A 17,649-nucleotide genomic window follows, 5' to 3' on the forward strand; every position below is an offset into this window, starting at 1 on the left:
GTGTTTCATATCCTCCCTAAAGCAGTACGTAAGGGTCGACGTCAATCGTCATCAATACTTTCTGCTGTTTGTTCCATTCTTCAAACGCAGCCGTCGCCTGAGCGAGCAGGTCCGACAGTTGCGGTTCATCACGATATTTTAGCATGATCTGAAAACGAAATCTATCCTTCACCCTTGCAATGGGCGAAGCCACAGGGCCCAAGAGAATCGTCGTCTGTGCCAAACGCTGTCGCAAATAGTCAGCCATCGTATGCGCACCGCGGATCACAACAGGTACCTCTTCGTGGCTAAACGTAATTAAAACGAGACGGAAATACGGCGGGTAGCCTGTTCGTCTGCGCTGCATCATTTCATCCTGATAAAATGCGGGATAATCATGCTTGGTCGCATGAACAATGCTGTAGTGCTCCGGCGTATACGTCTGAATCACGACATCTCCGTCCAGCTCATGCCGTCCTGCACGTCCACCTACCTGCGTCAAAAGCTGAAATGTCTTCTCCGCTGCACGGAAGTCAGGCAGATGCAAGGATGTATCCGCTGCAATGATGCCCGCCAGCGTCACTCGTGGAAAATCAAGCCCCTTGGCAATCATCTGCGTACCGAGCAAAACGTCGCCTTGACCCGAACGAAATTTGTTTAGCAGCTCTTCGTGAGAGCCTTTTCGCGAGGTCGTGTCCACGTCCATTCGGATGACCCGGATTCCGGGGAATAGTTTTGCCAGCTCCGCTTCCACCTTTTGCGTTCCGGTACCAAAAAAGCGTATATGCTCACTTTGACACTCTGGACAATGCTTGGGCTGTGCGATGGTGTATCCACAGTAATGACAGCGTGCTGTATGATTCGTTTTATGATAAGTAAGCGAGATGTCGCAATGAATACAGCGCATCGTATAGCCGCAGGAGCGGCACATGACAAAGGTAGAAAAACCTCTTCGGTTAAGGAAAATGACCATCTGTTCTTCTTTTGCCAGTCGGTCTGCAATCATCTCATGCAGCTTCCGGCTGAACATCGAGCGATTCTGGGCCTGAAGCTCCTCGCGCATATCCACAACATGAACCTCTGGCATCGGGCGATTCCCGACACGCTCCGGCATGCGCAACAGCTCGTATCGCCCACGTGTGGCCAATGCATACGTCTCCAAAGCAGGAGTGGCGCTTCCCATGACGAGGACACCCTGATTCTCTTTCGCTCGCCACAGGGCTACTTCCCGCGCATGATAACGCGGCGTCTCTTCTTGCTTATACGAGCTCTCATGCTCTTCATCGATCACTATCAACCCAACATTCCGAAACGGAGCAAAGATGGCAGAGCGTGCCCCTACCACCACTTTGACCTGATTGCGGATGATCTTGCGCCACTCGTCATAGCGCTCTCCTTGTGACAACGCACTGTGCAAAACAGCTACGTCTGCGCCAAAACGAGCTTTGAAGCGCTCTACCATTTGCGGAGTCAGTGAAATTTCCGGAACGAGAAAGATCGCCTCGCGCCCTTTTTCCAAAGCGCGTTCGATTGCTTCGAGATACACTTCGGTCTTACCGCTTCCGGTAACGCCGTGCAGCAAGTAAGAAGCATACGTTCCCGACTCAATCGATTGCAAGATAGGGGTCAGTGCCGCTTCCTGTAAGGGAGTAAAGACGGGTTTCTGCTTTTCCTGGAATCGTCGATTGGCGTACGGGTCCCGGTAAACTTCCACTTGCTCGATCGTGATCCAGCCTTTTGATTCCAGACTTTTTAGCGGGGAGCGCGTAATTCCGTATTCATCCCGCAGCATTTGTACAGATAAGGACTGCTCCTTGTGCATAAGCATCAGTTGAAGGACACGGCGCATCTGCTCTGCCCGTGCTGGCAACGAACCAATCGCTTCTTCCAGCTTACCTTCATCCAATAAGCTTCGGACAAATGATTGCTGTTTGCGGGTAATTCTGTCTCTTACCTGATACTCCGTTGCAAGCAAACCACTCTGTATCCAACCCGGAACAAGCAAATACTCCTCCGCAAATTGCTTCTCCACTTCTGAGAGCGGAATTTGCCGTTTGCGAAACAATTCCCACAGAAGCCCGGATCTCCCGCATGCTTCTTCGTCTAATGCGTCTGTCGCCGTCAGCCACTTCTCCGACTTCCCTTTGAGCACAGCAGGGAGCATCGCCTGTACAGCCGTTACCCACGGACACAAGTATTGCTTGGACATCCATTCGCTCATTTTTAGCAGTTCTGGCGTTAGAGGAGGAGTATCGTCTTGTACCTGCACGACATCTTTTAGTCGCGAACGGTCTGGTATAGCTTCATCATCCTCTACGATCCCGATGACATAGCCTTGCAGTTGACGGGGGCCAAACGGCACAACCACACGACTGCCAATGCGAATCAGTGGACGCAACCAAGGCGGAACATGGTAATCAAAAGGTCGATTCGTCCGATTGACCGGAACGTCCACGATAATTTGGGCAATCATGACAGGTCTCGGAGCGGTCTATGCTCTTGCACGGCAAGGACAGCATCAAACAGCTTGTCTGCCACAGCCCGCTTGCTCAATTTATCCAACGCCAGTTGCTCTCCGCCACGGGTTAGCAAGGTCACGATATTCGTATCGCTCCCCATGCCTGCTCCCTCCAGCAATACATTATTGGCTACAATCATATCGAGATTTTTTCGCTCCAGCTTGGACTGGGCATGCTGTAACACATTTTGGGTCTCTGCTGCAAAGCCTACGACGAATTGCTTCGTTTTCCGCTCACCAACCGTTTTTAAAATATCGGGTGCTTTCTCTAGCACAAGGTCGAGTGGACCGTCACCTTTTTTCATCTTATGTTCAGCTACATGCTTTGGTCGATAATCGGAAACGGCTGCTGATTTGACGACGATGTCACAGTGCGGCAATTGCTCCATGACGGCATCAAACATTTCTTGTACCGATTCCACCGCGATGAATTCTACTCCATCAGGACGTGCCAAGGTAGTCGGCCCACTAATCAGTGTGACCTTTGCCCCTCTGTCTCGTGCCGCTTCCGCAATGGCGTAGCCCATTTTTCCTGAAGCATGATTGGTTATGTAACGAACGGGATCAATTTTTTCACGAGTCGGTCCCGCTGTGATCAGTACGTGCTTGCCCTGCAAATCCTTTTCTCGGATCGTTTGTCTGGTCTCATCGGAAGCAAACCATTGACGCACAGCTTCGACGATTTCCTCCGGCTCCGCCAAACGTCCTTTGCCAATCCAGCCACATGCCAATAGCCCGACACCCGGTTCAACAAACCGATAACCATAGGCGGTAAGCTTATCCATATTGGCGATAACTGCGGGGTGATTGTACATATTGACGTTCATGGCTGGCGCGACCATGACAGGAGCTTTCGTAGCCAGTACAGTCGTCGTCAGCATATCATCCGCAATGCCATTTGCCATTTTGCCGATCACGTTGGCTGTTGCTGGCGCGATCAATACGAGATCAGCTCGATCAGCCAGTTCAATATGGCTAATCACATGCGGGTCTGGCTCCGTAAATGTATCTGTATAAACAGGCAGGTGAGACAAGGCTTGAAACGTCAAAGGCTGAATAAACTGTAAGGCGCCCTCTGTCAAAATGACATGTACCAATGCACCTGCCTGTGTCAGCTTGCTGGTCAGTGCAGCAGCCTTGTAAGCAGCGATGCCGCCAGATACTCCAAGAACAATACGTTTTCCTGCAAGCGAATGCATCTGCACTCTCTCCCTTCTCCCCTATCCGAAATCCGAAAAAAACAACCTCGTGAGGTTGTTTTTAAAGGTGACTGCTTATTTGCGACCGTCCAAAAACTCGTGAACGAGCTCGTCGGAGATGAACTCTTCCAGTGCCAAACCTACAAACTTTTTGGATTTTGGTCTCACCACTTGAATTTCGCTGTTTTCGCGAAGCTGACGCGCACGCTTGGATGCGACTGTCACCAGGATGTACTTGCTCTCCGCTTTTTGGGTCAATTCGTCAATAGATGGATACAACATAATTCTATTCAACCTCCTGTAACCATTTACGATATTTGTGAACCTGACGATCTTTTTTCAGATGTTCCGCTGTAATAATTGCTTGGATTCGATCGCAAGCCGATTCGATGACGTCATTTACGACTACATAATCGTAGTGGTCCATGAGCTCGATTTCAGCACGCGCTACTTCCATACGCTTGCGAATGATCTCTTGCGATTCTGTCCCGCGTCCCACAATCCGGTTTTCCAGTTCGTTTAAATCAGGCGGAGCCAGGAACAGGAATGTACCTTGCGGGAAGCGCTCTTTTACTTGAAGAGCACCCTGAACTTCAATCTCAAGAATGACATCGCGCCCCTCATTGAGCATATCGTCCACGAACTGACGAGGGGTTCCGTAGTAATTCCCTACGTATTCTGCCCATTCCAGGAGAGCATCTTCTTCAATCATCTGCTTGAACTCTTCCTGGCTTTTAAAAAAGTAATTAACCCCTTCTACCTCTCCAGGACGAGGCTGGCGTGTGGTAGCAGAAACCGAATACACCAGATCAGGCATCACTTCACGAAGTGCCTTGCATACTGTTCCTTTTCCCACACCAGCTGGTCCGGAAAGAACCAAAAGGAGACCACGATCAACCATACTCATTGTTTACACTCCTACTTTATTCGTCCGATTCGTCATCCTTCGTTGTCAAGCGCTGCGCCACTGTTTCAGGCTGTACCGCTGACAAAATCACGTGATCGCTGTCTGTAATAATGACCGCACGTGTACGTCTCCCATAGGTAGCGTCCACTAGCATGTTGCGATCGCGCGCTTCCTGGATGATCCGTTTGATAGGAGCGGACTCCGGACTTACAATTGAAATAATGCGGTTGGCATTGACGATGTTGCCAAAACCGATATTGATTAGCTTGATTGCCATGACGGCCCAGCCCATCCTTTCATGCTACTCGACATTCTGTATTTGCTCCCGCATTTTCTCCAGTTCTGTCTTGATCTCGACAGCCAAATGCTGAATGCGCAAATGATTCGCTTTGGAAGCAATCGTATTGGCTTCCCGATTCATTTCCTGGAGCAGAAAATCCAGTTTTCGACCAATTGCTTCTTCTTTGCCTAATTGATTGGCAAACTGTTGGCAATGACTATCTAAACGGGTCAACTCTTCACTAATATCACTTTTATCAGCGAAAAAGGCAACCTCTTGCGCTACACGAGCAGGGTCCAATTCAAAAGGTGTCAAACCGGCCCACTCACTAACGCGTTGCTCAAGTCGGCCCTTGTAATCTTCCCTACAAAGTGGGGCCAACTGGGAGATCTCCCGGGTCCATGTGTTGACGGCAGTCAGGCGACTGGCTAGATCAGCATGCAGCAGTTTACCCTCGGTCTCTTTCATCGAAACGAGATCCATTGCTGCGGCCCTGACCAGGTCTTGGAGCCACTCTGCCAGCTCCTCCACATTGTCCTCTGACTCTTTGGTATGTATCACGCCAGGAAAGTGTAGCAGATCCTTGACGGTTAAAGGCGTCTCTAGCGAAAAACGCTGAGTCATCTCGCGGGAAATGGAGACGAGCTGTTCAGCTACATCCCAGTCAATGTCCATGACCGTAGCAGAAGAATTTTTCCCTTCCACTGAGACAGTGACATCGACACGCCCTCTTCTGACATACTGTGCGACCAACTTACGAATCGAATCCTCAAGCATATTCCATGCTTTGGGCAGGCGCACGACAATCTCAGAAAAACGGTGATTCACTGCACGAATCTCGACTGTTGCTCGAATGGAGCCTTTGCTATCTTCTTTTCTACCGTAACCAGTCATGCTTCGAATCACAAGTTTTCACTTCCATAGACGCAAAATCGTTAATTTATTATAGGAGACAACTCTTGGCAGTGTCAACCGAAGCAGCCCCACCATTGAGAAGATTCCTCCTTGCTCTGACTTATGCTACACTGTGACTGGCAGCTGTCTATCTATTATTCTAGCCATTTTTTTGATCTGAGGTGACTTTTGTGGCATTTGATGGCGTAGTAACCCGCTCCGTTGCGCGGGAATTACATAAACTGGTAGGAGGACGCATCTCGAAAATCCACCAGCCCCACCATAGCGATATTGTTATGCAAGTACGGACACAAGGAGAAACAGTAAAGTTCCTCCTGTCTGCAAACCCGACCTATCCGAGGCTTCACATCACGACAGAAGAATTCACGAATCCGCTGGAAGCTCCGATGTTTTGCATGCTATTGCGCAAGCATTGTGAAGGCGGCGTCATTGAATCTGTCGAGCAAATCGGGATGGAGCGAATCATTCACATCGATGTACGCACCCGGGATGAGCTGGGTGACACGGCTGTCCGCCGAATTATTGTAGAGATCATGGGCAAGCACAGTAACATCATCCTCATCGATCCTGCAACCGGAGTGATTTTGGATAGCGCCATGCATGTGACGCTGGCCATTAGCCAGTACAGACAAGTAACGCCTGGCAGACCTTACGTCTCTCCTCCGAACCAAGATAAACGCGACCCTCTCACTGTAACCGAGCAAGCGTTTCTTTCTTCCCTCGACTGGAACAGCGGTCGTTTGGACAAGCAAATCGTAGATGGCTATACCGGGATCAGTCCCTTACTGGCAAAAGAAATTTTGCACAGAGCAGGGCTCGCGAATCGTGAAACATTGTGGGCTGCCTTTTCACAGGTAATAAAGGCAATCAACGAACATGAATATGCACCATCCATTGTTGAGGCGAATGGCAAAGCGTATTTTCACGTCGTCGAGCTGACTCATCTCTCAAACGGGGTTACCACCCCTTATCCTTCCGTCCAAGAATGCTTGCAGGCATTTTACGAAGGAAAGGCGCTCCGTGACACTGTCAAGCAACGTGCGCACGATTTGATTCGCTTTGTCACCTCTGAGCGCAATAAAAATGAAAAGAAAATCGAGAAGCTCGAGCAAACGCTGCAAGATGCGCATGAAGCAGACCAGTTCCGCTTGTACGGGGAATTGATCACCGCCAATATGCACCAAATGAAGCGAGGGGATCGAGAGCTCGTCACAGTTAACTGGTATGACGAAGTGGGAGATACCATCACCATACCTCTCGACCCATTGAAGACCCCGTCGGAAAATTTGCAGTCGTATTACAAGCGGTATAACAAGGCCAAAAACAGCCTCTCCATCGTGAGTGAGCAGATTGAACAAGCGCAGGCTGAACTCTTGTATTTGGACGGCGTATTGGTTCAACTGGAACATGCCACCTTAAAAGATGCCGAAGAAATTCGCGAGGAGCTCGTTGAGCAAGGCTACATGCGGGATCGTAAAAAACGCGGTCCGCGCAAGAAAAAAGATACCAGACCTGAGCTTGATACATACCTTTCTTCGGACGGCATTGAAATTTTGGTCGGCAAAAACAATAAACAAAATGAATACTTGACCAACAAGCTCGCATCGTCGCAAGAAACATGGCTGCACACCAAGGATATCCCTGGGTCCCATGTCGTCATTCGCGCTCGGGAATTTTCGGATAAAACGTTGCTGGAAGCTGCGAATCTGGCGGCTTATTTCAGTCGAGCCAAAGAAGGCAGCCAAATTCCCGTAGATTACACGCTCGTCAAGCATGTAAAAAAACCGAGCGGGGCCAAGCCTGGCTATGTGATCTACGAGCAGCAACGAACGCTGTATGTAACACCAGATGAAGCATTGATCCGCCGTTTAAAATCAAACACCTCTTCTACGAATAGTGCGACTACCTAAGTTCATACTAAGGGCATGAAAGGTGGTGTTCGCACTTTGAACATCGTTCTCAAGCTCTTGTTTAACGGAATCATCGCCATTCCAGGGCTTTGGTGGTCGGGGACGTCCCTTATGTTTGCTGTGCTCGCAAGCGTGATTGTCAGTTTACTGGGTTATGTACTGGATTTGACAATCCTCCCACGTACGAACAATACGTTTGCGAGCTCCGCTGATTTCTTGTTCGTGTATGCCTCCTTGTGGCTTGGCTGTTACTTGTTTGGTCAAACCATATCCTTATCTGGTTTGTTGTTGACGGCATTTGCCATTACGGTGGTCGAATACTTTTTCCATGGTTACCTGCAACGGCACGGTGTCCACCATTCCAAACATCCGGGCTGAAGCATCATTTCTATTTTGGAAGGAGGATCAGGATGAACGTCATTGGCATCATCCAGACCGATCTTAACGAATTCAACGTGCTGTTTGAGCAGCAAGGCGGACAAGGCGGAAACGGACAAGGGCAGCAATCACATGACGGCGGACAAAACAACCAACAAGACCAAGACAGCGACTCGATGTTTCTCAGTTTTCTCGATGAACAACCGAGTTCAAATGAACACAGCGGGCATGGGAACAGCCAAGGTGGGCAGCAGCAAAATGGCGGCGGCCCGCAAGAGTTGACCGTTCGCATTAAAGGAATTCCTGAGGGACAAAAAGCAAACTTCCTGCAAATGTATCAAATTCTTCAAGACGCCCAAGACTCCCAAACCCTTGAAAAAGACCTGACCATTGTCGATCACGGAGATCAAGACCAGGGCTCACAAAAACAAGGGCAGGGTCACAGCTCGGGCAAGCAAAACAAAACCACTCATTAATTTGAAGGCAAAAACAAAAACCACCTGGAAGCTGATTCCAAGTGGTTTTTGTTTTTGTGCTATCGGCAATTCATTGCATTCATAAACGGCCAAGTCCCCGCTCTGCCGTTGACCTCATGTTTCTATAACCTGCGCTCACACAGGTGGGCGACCCTTCTGCACTTCAGCCTTCCCATGCATCCAAAAAGGAGGTGGGCCTGACATCCATCACAGTTTCCGTCTCCCAAAAAACACGTATAAGGTTAGAAACATTTACGGCCTATCGTACATCGCAGGATCTTGATATCCCTACTTTAACACAGAATGGTCCATTGCTCAACGGATAAAGTTCCCTTTGGACTTTTCCGAGCGCAAAATAGCCTATCGCTACGTCCGCTTTAATTTCGCTTGTACAAGCGTCTGAAATTCAGGACGTGCGATCAGGGACGGCTGCTGTTGCTTTTCCCAGGCCAGAGCGTATTCTAGGCTGTTTGTGTGGCAGCGTCCCACCCCTTCTTTTGTTATAGCATACGCTTGTTTGGGCAGGCGTAATACCGCAGCAACCAATTTTTCAACCTCACTTTCGACTTGACTTGCTTCTACCGCTCGATAGATCAAGCCGATTTCCTCCGCTTTTTTCCCTGTTATCTTTTCTCCCAGGAGTGCGAGCCGCTTCGCCCACGCGGTACCAACAAGCTTCGGCAAAAGGTACGTCCCACCAAAATCCGTTGTCAGACCGATCTGGACAAAAGGCTCCTGCAACAGTGCATCTTCCGTCGCAATGACAAAATCAGCATGCAACGCGAGATTGAGTCCCGCTCCAACAGCTACTCCCTCGATAACGGCAATCACAGGCTTTGGCATTTGATGCAAATTGGTGATGAAATCATTAATGATCGTCAATGATTGATCAGCGTCACTCTTATCCGTCAGCGCAGTCAACACGCCCAAATCAGCACCGGAGCAAAAGTTCCCTCCTGCTCCCCGCAAAATAAGCATATCGACTTCCTCATCGGCTGAAGCTTTTGCGATCGCGTCCTGCAAAAGCGAAAACATTTCTACCGTCATCGCATTGAGGACATGTGGTCTGTTGAGCGTAATCGTGCAGATTCCACCAGCTTTTGTTACGATTAATTGCGTTTGATGATCCTGTTCCATGATTTTCTCACCCTTTCCTATAAAGAAGCAGCAGGTATAACCCCCTGCCTGTGCAGCCTGTTCAGATCTTCCTCTGTCAGGTTCAGCTTGCGTTTGAGCAGTTCGTGCGTGTAATCGGTGTGCCATGGGGGTGACAACCTCTCTGCCCTGTAACGATGCGAGAAGCTCCCCTCTTGATTGAACGACTTCTTTTCCAAATAAGGAAGCGTATACGCTATCTCCCTGTTCGCAACGTACGGATTGTCTGCCCAGTTTTCCCAATCTTCAACAGCGGTCAGACAGCAATCCACTTCGCTGCCCAACTCACTCCACTCGGCTTGGGTTCTGGACAGAAACAGTGCTTTCATATCGTCAAACACTTCTGGATACTCAGCAACGCTCGCCAGGTGGCATAGCTCCCAGTCTGCTCTTCCTACCGCGCGGCAAAAATTGAGCCAGAACTTCTCTTCCAGGGCAGCAAGCGCGACATACTGACCGTCTGCTGTCTCAAAAACCTGGTACGCCAGCAAATTCCCTCTTCCTGTTTCCCGTCCAATCGACGAACTGTATGTCATAAACAGCGCATGAAGCCCTGTCCAAGAACTAAACAAGTCAGCCGATGATACATCCAAATAAGCTCCTCGTCCTGTCCGCGCACGTTGCACAAGCGCCGCACATATTTGTTCACTGGCATACAGCCCAAGTGCGTAATCAGTAAGCGGAGTATCAGCAACAACGGGCTTTCCTTCCAGATCGCGAACCAGCGAGAGAAATCCGCTTACTGCCTGGACATTCAAGTCATGCCCCCCTATTTGGTATAGCTCCCCGCTTTGACCATAGCCCGTCACAGAACAATAAATAACCGCAGGGTGCATCTCCCACAGGCGATCATAATCAAGTCCCAAATGTCGCATCACACCGGGTCGATAGCTTTCCACCACGACATCAGCCTGTCTGGCCAGAGCAAACGCGAGCGCTTTTCCCTCATTTGTCCGCAAATTCAAGGAAATACTTTTATGATTGCGATGTGAACGCAGGTAAAACGCTCCCGTCTCTCTAGCTTCGGATTGAGTTGGCCTGGTTAACGATGAGTGAGCATTGTCGTGATACGGTTCCACCTCGATGACCTCTGCCCCCAAATCAGCCAGGCGCATCGTACAAATCGGACCTGGAAGATGGCGAGAAAAATCGACTATCGTCACTCCTGTCAGCATGATTTGACTCCCCCTTCACCGACTACACTCATTTGGAATTCGAGATGAACGACTGTTCACCCTCTTTTTTTAATAGAAAATTCAAACAAATAAAAAAAGCCGTCCCCTGCGGAACGACTTTCCCAAGAACGGTTATTTGATAAACCGGAGAGTGAGCGGGTAACGGAATTCCTTTCCCTCATTCGCTTTCACCGCAGCGATAATAACGAAAATCGCCCAAAAAATAAAGAGGGCTCCCAATAATAGTACGCCAATAAAAATAATGATCAACAAACTTGAAATGGCGGCATAAATCGTCACCGAGATACTAAAATTCAAGGCCTCTTTTCCATGCTGATAAAAAAAGGCTCCTTCTTCACGTTTGATCAACCATACGATTAAAGGTCCTAGTACATTGCCGAACGGAACGATAAAACCAAGGAAGGCAGATAGATGTACGATCATCGCCCACATTCGTTCCTCTTTCCCATTCAGGAATTGCATACCCATACCTCCATTAATCCTTTTCCTCTATTGTACGAAAAATTGTGCAAAACTTGCGAAAAAACGAAAAAAGCGCCACTTTGGCGCCTTTCTCTATTAATACTTGCTCTCGTGACTTCCACCGTAACCGCCGCCGTATCCGCCACCATAAGAGGAGCCGTAACCATCGTAACCGCCGTAACCGCCGCCGAAGTGGTCATAACCACCAAAGTGACCGTGTCCACAGCTACGACCGTATGGTTTACAATGGGTTTTGTAGTGTGGCTTGTAGAAGCAATGCTTTCTGTACACTTTCTTTTCGCAGCATTTAAAGCATCTGCGACGAGATCTTCTGCATCCGCAACTCATTAACCTCACCCCTTCCTGTTCGTTACATCTACAAGGTATGTAGGTGAAGACATATCGGCATGGACAGAAGTCTATATACGAATCAAAATCAGCGGATGTCTCGTAGGCAATTCACTAGCAGGAGTGGTCAAACGCTGATTGGATCGCACTTTTTCCGGCGCTGCGAATGGAAATGATCGTACAGGAATTCAAAATCTATCGTCAACAGGAGCGAGGGCATGAAGCCTGTATACGGGGTCATACTAATTCAGATGACAATTCCTTAGGAAGAAGGTGCCTTCGTGGGAGAACACAGCCGTTTTCGTGAAGGAGAAAAGTCTCCGAAAAATGCCGTATACATGGAGATTGGTGAGTCCGGTGCAAGCGTGCAGGACCCGATGATCATCGAGCTTTCCAGAGGGGAAAAGTTCCCCGCTACACGAAATAAAAATCGCGTATGGACACAAAAGTAAGAATGCAAAAACCAACCTGGCAACATGCACAAGGTTGGTTCTCTTTTTTCCTAAATGTCGTCGTCTTCGTCGTCGTTTTCTTCCTCTTCGTCTTCTTCATCGCCGCTCAAGTAAATAATGGTGACACCCAAGCTCTCCAACAACGAAAGGACTTCTTTGTTCAACTCCTGATCCATGAGCAATCCCAGGCTTTCCACGAGCTCGAGCTCTTCCAGTTCGCCCTGTTCAGCATCCTCGATCAGTTCTATGATTTCGGTCATTCGCTTTTTTTCCAATACAGCTACGAGTTCATCTCTTGTCATAAATGGTTTTACACCTCATTTTCTACTCTCTATGCTTTATAATAGTACATAAACGAACCATTGAAAACCAAGCAGTGAGGTGAAGATCACCATGTATCCGCAACCATATCTGGATTATTTAATCCAATTTCATGTAGAACGCGATTATTTTGAGTGTCATGAGATTCTCGAGGAGTATTGGAAAAGCGCTCCTCCCCATGAGCGACAGCTAGTGTGGGTAGGTTTGATTCAAATCTCCGTCGCTCTTTATCACCAGAGACGCGGGAATCAGTCAGGTGCAATCAAAATGCTCACGAGCGCCATTTCCCTTGTCAAAAAGCATCATCTTGACATTCAGAAGCTCGGGTTGGATAGTGCCAGTCTGGTAAGCCTGCTTGAAGAGCGCCTGACGGAAATGCAAAATGGTCTGCCCTATCGAAGCCTGTCCTTGCCGATGTCCGATTCCTTGAAAAAAGCGTATCAAGAGGCTTGTGCGATGCAAAATCACCCAGAAGATCGGGATAGCGATATGCAAGACGCCTACTTGCTGAATAAGCATACCTTGAGGGATCGCAGCGACGTTTTGGCAGAACGCCAGCACCAGCTACAAATGCGCGAAGCACGTCGAAACAACGAGTCAAGCTAATCTGCGTACAACTGCAAAAAAGTGGCTGGGACAGCATCACTCAAACAATAGCGCTCACCCACTCGGTAAAAGCAAATGCCGGCTTCATAGGCCTCCTTTGCATTCACAGTGACGAGGCGCAATGTGTCTGTCGGCTCTCCGATATGCTCCGGTCTATCCGCAAGCTGCACAAACTCACTGGCAATCGGCAACAGACCGCCAGTGAGTACTTGTTTCAATAACTTTCGATGTGTCCCGTAGTAGAGAACGTCAGGTGGCACGATCTCCATGAGCCTGCTTTTTGCAATCGAGGGCAAAAAGCCGTAGGTAACACGAATGAGTGCTCCTCCGTCCCATTCGATACTTCGCTCCGGATCGAATTCCATGACTTGATGAAGATCTTGCCTCGTTATATATGCGCACCCTTTCAGCGTATGAAGATATTTCAGCAACGGCTCGACCGGGGTATACCCATACGTGTCATAGTAGAGTTGAAATGCTTCACTGTTTTGCCGAAGTATACTGAGCAGTCGCTTGCGAAGTCTCGTTTCTTCATGAATGGCCAGCATCCGTTCCGCCCTCCTCCTATCCGGTCAATAAATCCAGAGAACCACAGCTATTGCCAGACCCAAATCCGCGAGTAAATGGCTAATCCAGTTTGGATAAATCGAAGGAAACATTTCTTTCATCCATCCCCATATCAGCCCAGCGCCCAAAACCAACGAGGTAATTAACAAGCCGTTTCGAAAACCAAATAAGATCGTAGAGATAATCAGGTGATACAAAGAATAAAAGAAGCCAGAAAGGAAAATGGACATCAAGCGGGACAAGGATGCACGAAACCGCTGCAATACGAAGCCTCGCCAAAACAATTCTTCCAGCAGCGAGTTAATGAAAATAAGATAGCCAGCAAAAACCAAAATCCAGCGGCGCTCAATCCCCCATGCTTCCATACCTGCTCGAACGACTTCCGGTCTTCCCGGTTCCTGCAAGAGCAACCAAAGTCCAGCCAGCACTCCTGTCAACATCAGAACGCCAAGTGCCAGTCCGTATAAAGTACCCTGCCATTCAAAACTTCCCCACGCGAAACGCCAGTGCTTTCGCAAATCTCCCTCCCACCATGCGTGAATGACGGGAATACAGATGCAAACGAGCACATGAAAAGAAAAGAACGTGATAATGACGCTATGCTTTTCCACCAGTCCGTAAAAGATCGTGAGTGTCGCAGCAAATCCGTACACGATCAACAGTAGTAACGTTCGTTTTCGCGCCATTTACGAATAGCTCCTTTTGTGCGTAATGGCCGCAGTATTGCGTTAGTTTGTCCGTTATAAATACGAAGAATACCCACAAAGACAATAAATATACAAGCGTTTGCATGAATGCTATACTAGATAAATCGCTTTTTATCAAAAAATGGTTCGGTTCAAATTTTTACCTATCTAACGAATGTTTGGAGTGGCTCTCATGTTATGGCGTAATCGTACCTTTCTGCTTTTAATGAGCGGAGAGATCGTCGCGGGAGCGGGCATGTGGATTTCGATTATTGCCAATCTTGCGTTCATGCAGAAACTCGTTCCTTCTGATACGGTGAAGGGCTTGATTCTGATGTGTGGATTGGTGGTCAGCATTCTCCTCGCCCCAAAAGCGGGTGTGGTGATTGACATGTACGACAAAGGCAAGATCATGCTGTTTGCCAGTGTGGTCCGAACACTCAGCCCAGTCTTCATGTTCCCTGCTCTTGCAAACGATTCTCTTCTGTGGATGATCGTATCTTTGATCGTGATGCAATGCTCTGCTGCTTTTTATTTTCCGACCGTGCAGGCTTCCTTGCCAGCCATCCTTTCCCAGGACGAGTTACTCAAGGCAAACAGCGCATATTTGAATATCTCTACCCTCTCGCGCATTGGAGGAACAGCAATCGGCGGTATACTCGTCGCATCCATGGACCTGTCCATGCTATATGTCTGCTCTATCATCGCGTATGCAGTACTCGCTGTGGTCACGCTCTTTCTCCGCATTCCACCCGTCACTTCTCGGAAAATTCAGGAAAAAGTGGAGTTCCGCGAAGTACTGACGATCTCGCGACAAGACCCGGCTTTGTTTGTCGGGTTGATTAATAATGGGTTGATCACCTTGTTCCTTGGAGGTGTGAACCTGATGATCTTGAACTTTAGCGAACTGCAGCAGGAACCTCAGCTCATGGGATGGATCTATGCAGCAGAAGGAATCAGCATTTTGATTGGAGGGCTCTTGGCCAAACGTTGGATAGGCCGCAGAAACCTCGTGGCAGCGTCCACCATCATGCTCTTCTTCTTCGCGCTGTCCCAGTTTGGCATGTCATTCGCGGATAACAAATTCATGGTGCTTGCTTCCTTCTCCGTGTTCGGCTTTGTCGTTGCTTTCTTCTTTCCGGTCATCGCAACGATTTTCCAGAAGCGCCTACCTCCACACCAGCAAGGGCGATTCTTTTCTTTCAAAAGCATGCTGGATCGTGGGTTCTTCTTGTTGGCTCTCGCAATTACAGGAGTTGGGCTGGACCTTCTCGGCATTAGCGGCTACCTCCTCTTCATCGGCTCGCTGACATTGCTCTTTGGCTTGTTGACTTTCATCTACAGTAAAAAGCATAAGCTGGATGTCCGCTCCCACGATGAAGCAGCTGCCTAGTATCGGCATATAACGTACCATGACAAACGCTTTCCTATCGACCATGCTTTGGTGTACACTATTGAAGTATGTTGAACACTTATGGAGGCGTTTTTCCATGCAGATACTTTCCTCTCCCGTTTTGGGAATCTTGCTGCCTCTCGTGATGGCTATTGCAGTGATCTTTTTGAGAATGCGTCGGCAAAAAAAGCCGGCTTCTGCAAAAAGCATTATTTTGCCACCATTCTTTATGGCGACAGGGTTTGCGATGTTTTTGTTCCCGGAGGCGCAATTACCGCCCAAGTTTGATATTGCAGCCTTTGTGGTTGGGGTTATCTTTTCGATTCCGTTGATTATGACATCACGTTTTGAAATCATTGGGCAAGATGTGTATCTGAAACGGTCCCGTGCGTTTTTCTTCATTTTGTCCGGTCTGTTGGTCATCCGGCTGATTATTAAACTGTTGATCAATGATAGCTTTACACCGATTCAAACAGGTGGACTGTTCTTCTTGCTCGCATTCGGTATGCTCGTGCCTTGGCGTATCGCGATGCTGGTGATGTACCGGAACTTAACCAAAAAGACGTTTGGTACCTAATAGAAAACCACCTCCAATGCGAGGTGGTTTCTTTCTTAAAATTCTACATAAAACGGATGCTCTTCTTCTCGCAAACACAACTCAATCCGTTGCCGGAAGTTTTTCCAGGTGACCATCTCCAGCGCTTCCTCTACCGGAAAAAAGCCTGCCTGCAAGCATTCCGGGGTCGTGATCAATTTTCCGCCGATCGGTTTGGCTAAAAATAACGCATTGCAGAGGCTTTTCCTCACATTTTGAAAAATACCGCAAAATTTCGTCACTTCAATCTCTAAACCGCACTCTTCCTTCGTCTCTCGAATGGCTGCCTCCTTGAGAGATTCGCCCTCTTCTACTTTTCCACCGGGCATTTCCCATCCTCTGCGCGGACCCTTGATCAATAAAATCTCCTGACGCTCATTAATAACAATCGCTGCTGCGGAAATCGTATGCCGAGGTGATCCCATATGTACGCCTCCCTTTTTTAAACGACTACTCCAGCGCTGCCAGAAAGTAAGATCCTCCACCAATCTTATACTCGCTATTCTTGCATGCTCCTGCGAGCTTCGCAAAAAACGGTCTTTGCCCGCGATTTTTCCATGCCGTCTGCGCCAATCCCTCCTCAGTCGGTTGGCAAAGCACTACATTTCCCCCCGGAAGTTCAAATGCTTGGCAGATAGCCCCCAGTTTTTTATCGTGGAATACTTCGCTCTTCTCCCACCCAAACCAGCTTTGCCAACGGGCTGTCGCTTCTTCCAGATCCTTTACTGCATAGCCTACTGACTGGAGATGAGCTGCACCGTTCGGATGTGCGGCAATCATACCGCGATTCGTCAAATCTTCTCTTCTCTCTTCATCCGTTTGCGACCATTCAATGAGAAATGGCGGGAGAAGAGCACTATCTGTATCCTCGAGAAACAACATCCGCCACCGAAGCGTCGTACCATCATCACGCGTACGATTTCCCGCAACAGGTCCAGTAACCTGCAAGCCTTGGCTTCGCAGGCGCTCTGCCCACGCATCCATCTCGTTGGTCCGAAGCGCAATCTGACCGAATCCTTCCCCCTTTGCTTCATCCTCGATACATTGACGTACGAGCGGATTCTCTGATTGTCGAGCAAGCTCCTGGTGTTCAACCGCCAAAAATTCAACATAAGAAAGCCCGAAATAACTAAGGCTATTCCATGTCCCCCAAGACGCATGACGCCCTCCAGCTACCGCATGAAAACCCGCTTGGCAAAATTGTTCCGCTGCTTCCTGTGGAGTCCGATGTACAAAATGAACCAAATGATCAAAAGTTAATCGCACCTTTTTTCGCCCCTTTTTCGTATTACTTATAGGATATCAA

Annotated in this window: 22 protein-coding genes and 1 other RNA gene; 7 read left to right on the forward strand and 16 right to left on the reverse strand. The window is 48.6% G+C overall.

Features of this window, described 5'->3' with window-relative positions; genetic code table 11:
- Positions 1-16 precede the first annotated feature (16 nt).
- From priA to KB186_RS07105, 6 genes are all read right to left on the reverse strand, one after another.
- Complete coding sequence (gene priA / locus KB186_RS07080; RefSeq protein ID WP_232773306.1) at positions 17-2,452, reverse strand: primosomal protein N'; 2,436 nt, start codon at positions 2,450-2,452, stop codon at positions 17-19.
- The gene (gene coaBC, locus KB186_RS07085) at positions 2,449-3,696 is read right to left on the reverse strand and encodes a bifunctional phosphopantothenoylcysteine decarboxylase/phosphopantothenate--cysteine ligase CoaBC (protein WP_173608136.1); all 1,248 of its coding nucleotides are present in this window, start codon (positions 3,694-3,696) and stop codon (positions 2,449-2,451) included. The genes priA and coaBC overlap by 4 nt, the downstream gene beginning before the upstream one ends.
- 75 nt (positions 3,697-3,771) lie before the next feature.
- A complete protein-coding gene (rpoZ, locus tag KB186_RS07090; protein WP_106653312.1) occupies positions 3,772-3,978 on the reverse strand; it encodes a DNA-directed RNA polymerase subunit omega in 207 nt (68 codons plus the stop codon).
- Positions 3,979-3,982: 4 nt separating this feature from the next.
- Positions 3,983-4,603, reverse strand: a complete 621-nt coding sequence (gene gmk / locus KB186_RS07095) for a guanylate kinase (protein ID WP_047068199.1) — start codon at positions 4,601-4,603, stop codon at positions 3,983-3,985.
- A gap of 16 nt (positions 4,604-4,619) precedes the next feature.
- On the reverse strand, positions 4,620-4,880 hold the full coding sequence (remA, locus tag KB186_RS07100; protein ID WP_015891999.1) for an extracellular matrix/biofilm regulator RemA: 261 nt from the start codon (positions 4,878-4,880) through the stop codon (positions 4,620-4,622).
- Between the two features lie 24 nt (positions 4,881-4,904).
- Positions 4,905-5,789 carry a YicC/YloC family endoribonuclease gene (locus tag KB186_RS07105; RefSeq protein WP_232773307.1) on the reverse strand — a complete coding sequence of 295 codons (885 nt, stop codon included), beginning with the start codon at positions 5,787-5,789 and terminating at the stop codon, positions 4,905-4,907.
- 179 nt (positions 5,790-5,968) lie between these two features.
- Here KB186_RS07105 and KB186_RS07110 point away from each other — a divergent pair, with 179 nt between their 5' ends.
- Genes KB186_RS07110 through KB186_RS07120 form a run of 3 tightly spaced genes read left to right on the forward strand, consistent with a single transcriptional unit; the run spans position 5,969 to position 8,562 of the window.
- A complete protein-coding gene (locus KB186_RS07110) occupies positions 5,969-7,708 on the forward strand; it encodes an Rqc2 family fibronectin-binding protein (protein WP_173608138.1) in 1,740 nt (579 codons plus the stop codon).
- A 36-nt stretch (positions 7,709-7,744) separates the two neighbouring features.
- Positions 7,745-8,086 carry a DUF2512 family protein gene (locus KB186_RS07115; RefSeq protein ID WP_047068205.1) on the forward strand — a complete coding sequence of 114 codons (342 nt, stop codon included), beginning with the start codon at positions 7,745-7,747 and terminating at the stop codon, positions 8,084-8,086.
- Positions 8,087-8,118: 32 nt separating this feature from the next.
- Positions 8,119-8,562, forward strand: coding sequence for a hypothetical protein (locus KB186_RS07120; protein ID WP_221868420.1), 444 nt, complete (start codon positions 8,119-8,121; stop codon positions 8,560-8,562).
- A gap of 90 nt (positions 8,563-8,652) precedes the next feature.
- On the opposite strand, the gene ssrS is transcribed toward KB186_RS07120, so the two are convergent.
- The 5 genes from ssrS to KB186_RS07145 all read right to left on the reverse strand — a co-directional run bounded on the left by ssrS (position 8,653) and on the right by KB186_RS07145 (position 11,723).
- A non-coding RNA gene (gene ssrS, locus KB186_RS07125) (6S RNA) lies at positions 8,653-8,843 on the reverse strand.
- Between the two features lie 85 nt (positions 8,844-8,928).
- Complete coding sequence (locus KB186_RS07130; protein WP_173608140.1) at positions 8,929-9,699, reverse strand: enoyl-CoA hydratase/isomerase family protein; 771 nt, start codon at positions 9,697-9,699, stop codon at positions 8,929-8,931.
- A gap of 17 nt (positions 9,700-9,716) precedes the next feature.
- Positions 9,717-10,892 (reverse strand): CaiB/BaiF CoA transferase family protein, encoded by a 1,176-nt coding sequence (locus KB186_RS07135; protein WP_221868421.1) that lies wholly within the window; start codon positions 10,890-10,892, stop codon positions 9,717-9,719.
- Positions 10,893-11,024: 132 nt separating this feature from the next.
- Complete coding sequence (locus KB186_RS07140) at positions 11,025-11,375, reverse strand: DUF4870 domain-containing protein (RefSeq protein WP_007728403.1); 351 nt, start codon at positions 11,373-11,375, stop codon at positions 11,025-11,027.
- Positions 11,376-11,471: 96 nt separating this feature from the next.
- Positions 11,472-11,723, reverse strand: coding sequence for a hypothetical protein (locus KB186_RS07145; protein WP_173608142.1), 252 nt, complete (start codon positions 11,721-11,723; stop codon positions 11,472-11,474).
- 281 nt (positions 11,724-12,004) lie between these two features.
- Here KB186_RS07145 and KB186_RS07150 point away from each other — a divergent pair, with 281 nt between their 5' ends.
- Entirely contained in the window at positions 12,005-12,175 is a 171-nt protein-coding gene (locus KB186_RS07150; RefSeq protein ID WP_007728413.1) for a YjzC family protein, read from the forward strand.
- 50 nt (positions 12,176-12,225) lie between these two features.
- On the opposite strand, the gene KB186_RS07155 is transcribed toward KB186_RS07150, so the two are convergent.
- Positions 12,226-12,477, reverse strand: coding sequence for a hypothetical protein (locus KB186_RS07155; protein WP_221868422.1), 252 nt, complete (start codon positions 12,475-12,477; stop codon positions 12,226-12,228).
- 91 nt (positions 12,478-12,568) lie between these two features.
- Here KB186_RS07155 and KB186_RS07160 point away from each other — a divergent pair, with 91 nt between their 5' ends.
- Positions 12,569-13,102 carry a DUF309 domain-containing protein gene (locus KB186_RS07160; RefSeq protein ID WP_232773308.1) on the forward strand — a complete coding sequence of 178 codons (534 nt, stop codon included), beginning with the start codon at positions 12,569-12,571 and terminating at the stop codon, positions 13,100-13,102.
- On the opposite strand, the gene KB186_RS07165 is transcribed toward KB186_RS07160, so the two are convergent.
- Positions 13,099-13,650 (reverse strand): RNA 2'-phosphotransferase, encoded by a 552-nt coding sequence (locus KB186_RS07165; protein WP_232773309.1) that lies wholly within the window; start codon positions 13,648-13,650, stop codon positions 13,099-13,101. The two genes, KB186_RS07160 and KB186_RS07165, sit on opposite strands and share 4 nt — an antisense overlap.
- A gap of 24 nt (positions 13,651-13,674) precedes the next feature.
- Positions 13,675-14,355 (reverse strand): CPBP family intramembrane glutamic endopeptidase, encoded by a 681-nt coding sequence (locus tag KB186_RS07170; RefSeq protein WP_173608146.1) that lies wholly within the window; start codon positions 14,353-14,355, stop codon positions 13,675-13,677.
- 193 nt (positions 14,356-14,548) lie between these two features.
- On the opposite strand from KB186_RS07170, the gene KB186_RS07175 reads away from it, so the two are divergent.
- On the forward strand, positions 14,549-15,748 hold the full coding sequence (locus KB186_RS07175; protein ID WP_221868425.1) for an MFS transporter: 1,200 nt from the start codon (positions 14,549-14,551) through the stop codon (positions 15,746-15,748).
- Between the two features lie 97 nt (positions 15,749-15,845).
- The gene (locus KB186_RS07180; protein ID WP_015892012.1) at positions 15,846-16,325 is read left to right on the forward strand and encodes a CcdC family protein; all 480 of its coding nucleotides are present in this window, start codon (positions 15,846-15,848) and stop codon (positions 16,323-16,325) included.
- A gap of 35 nt (positions 16,326-16,360) precedes the next feature.
- On the opposite strand, the gene KB186_RS07185 is transcribed toward KB186_RS07180, so the two are convergent.
- On the reverse strand, positions 16,361-16,768 hold the full coding sequence (locus KB186_RS07185) for an NUDIX hydrolase (RefSeq protein WP_232773310.1): 408 nt from the start codon (positions 16,766-16,768) through the stop codon (positions 16,361-16,363).
- 25 nt (positions 16,769-16,793) lie between these two features.
- A complete protein-coding gene (locus KB186_RS07190; protein WP_173608149.1) occupies positions 16,794-17,609 on the reverse strand; it encodes a VOC family protein in 816 nt (271 codons plus the stop codon).
- Positions 17,610-17,649: the final 40 nt, after the last annotated feature.

It is taken from the genome of Brevibacillus sp. AF8, from assembly GCF_021270385.1.
In the GTDB taxonomy this organism is placed as follows: Bacteria; Bacillota; Bacilli; order Brevibacillales; family Brevibacillaceae; genus Brevibacillus.

Excerpts from the sequence above, each read along its gene's own strand:
- priA (WP_232773306.1), bottom strand. The coding sequence starts at position 2,452 with ATGATTGCCCAAATTATCGTGGACGTTCCGGTCAATCGGACGAATCGA.
- coaBC (WP_173608136.1), bottom strand. The coding sequence starts at position 3,696 with ATGCATTCGCTTGCAGGAAAACGTATTGTTCTTGGAGTATCTGGCGGC.
- rpoZ (WP_106653312.1), bottom strand. The coding sequence starts at position 3,978 with ATGTTGTATCCATCTATTGACGAATTGACCCAAAAAGCGGAGAGCAAG.
- gmk (WP_047068199.1), bottom strand. The coding sequence starts at position 4,603 with ATGAGTATGGTTGATCGTGGTCTCCTTTTGGTTCTTTCCGGACCAGCT.
- remA (WP_015891999.1), bottom strand. The coding sequence starts at position 4,880 with ATGGCAATCAAGCTAATCAATATCGGTTTTGGCAACATCGTCAATGCC.
- KB186_RS07120 (WP_221868420.1), top strand. The coding sequence starts at position 8,119 with ATGAACGTCATTGGCATCATCCAGACCGATCTTAACGAATTCAACGTG.
- KB186_RS07130 (WP_173608140.1), bottom strand. The coding sequence starts at position 9,699 with ATGGAACAGGATCATCAAACGCAATTAATCGTAACAAAAGCTGGTGGA.
- KB186_RS07135 (WP_221868421.1), bottom strand. The coding sequence starts at position 10,892 with ATGCTGACAGGAGTGACGATAGTCGATTTTTCTCGCCATCTTCCAGGT.
- KB186_RS07140 (WP_007728403.1), bottom strand. The coding sequence starts at position 11,375 with ATGCAATTCCTGAATGGGAAAGAGGAACGAATGTGGGCGATGATCGTA.
- KB186_RS07145 (WP_173608142.1), bottom strand. The coding sequence starts at position 11,723 with ATGAGTTGCGGATGCAGAAGATCTCGTCGCAGATGCTTTAAATGCTGC.
- KB186_RS07155 (WP_221868422.1), bottom strand. The coding sequence starts at position 12,477 with ATGACAAGAGATGAACTCGTAGCTGTATTGGAAAAAAAGCGAATGACC.
- KB186_RS07160 (WP_232773308.1), top strand. The coding sequence starts at position 12,569 with ATGTATCCGCAACCATATCTGGATTATTTAATCCAATTTCATGTAGAA.
- KB186_RS07165 (WP_232773309.1), bottom strand. The coding sequence starts at position 13,650 with ATGCTGGCCATTCATGAAGAAACGAGACTTCGCAAGCGACTGCTCAGT.
- KB186_RS07170 (WP_173608146.1), bottom strand. The coding sequence starts at position 14,355 with ATGGCGCGAAAACGAACGTTACTACTGTTGATCGTGTACGGATTTGCT.
- KB186_RS07175 (WP_221868425.1), top strand. The coding sequence starts at position 14,549 with ATGTTATGGCGTAATCGTACCTTTCTGCTTTTAATGAGCGGAGAGATC.
- KB186_RS07180 (WP_015892012.1), top strand. The coding sequence starts at position 15,846 with ATGCAGATACTTTCCTCTCCCGTTTTGGGAATCTTGCTGCCTCTCGTG.
- KB186_RS07185 (WP_232773310.1), bottom strand. The coding sequence starts at position 16,768 with ATGGGATCACCTCGGCATACGATTTCCGCAGCAGCGATTGTTATTAAT.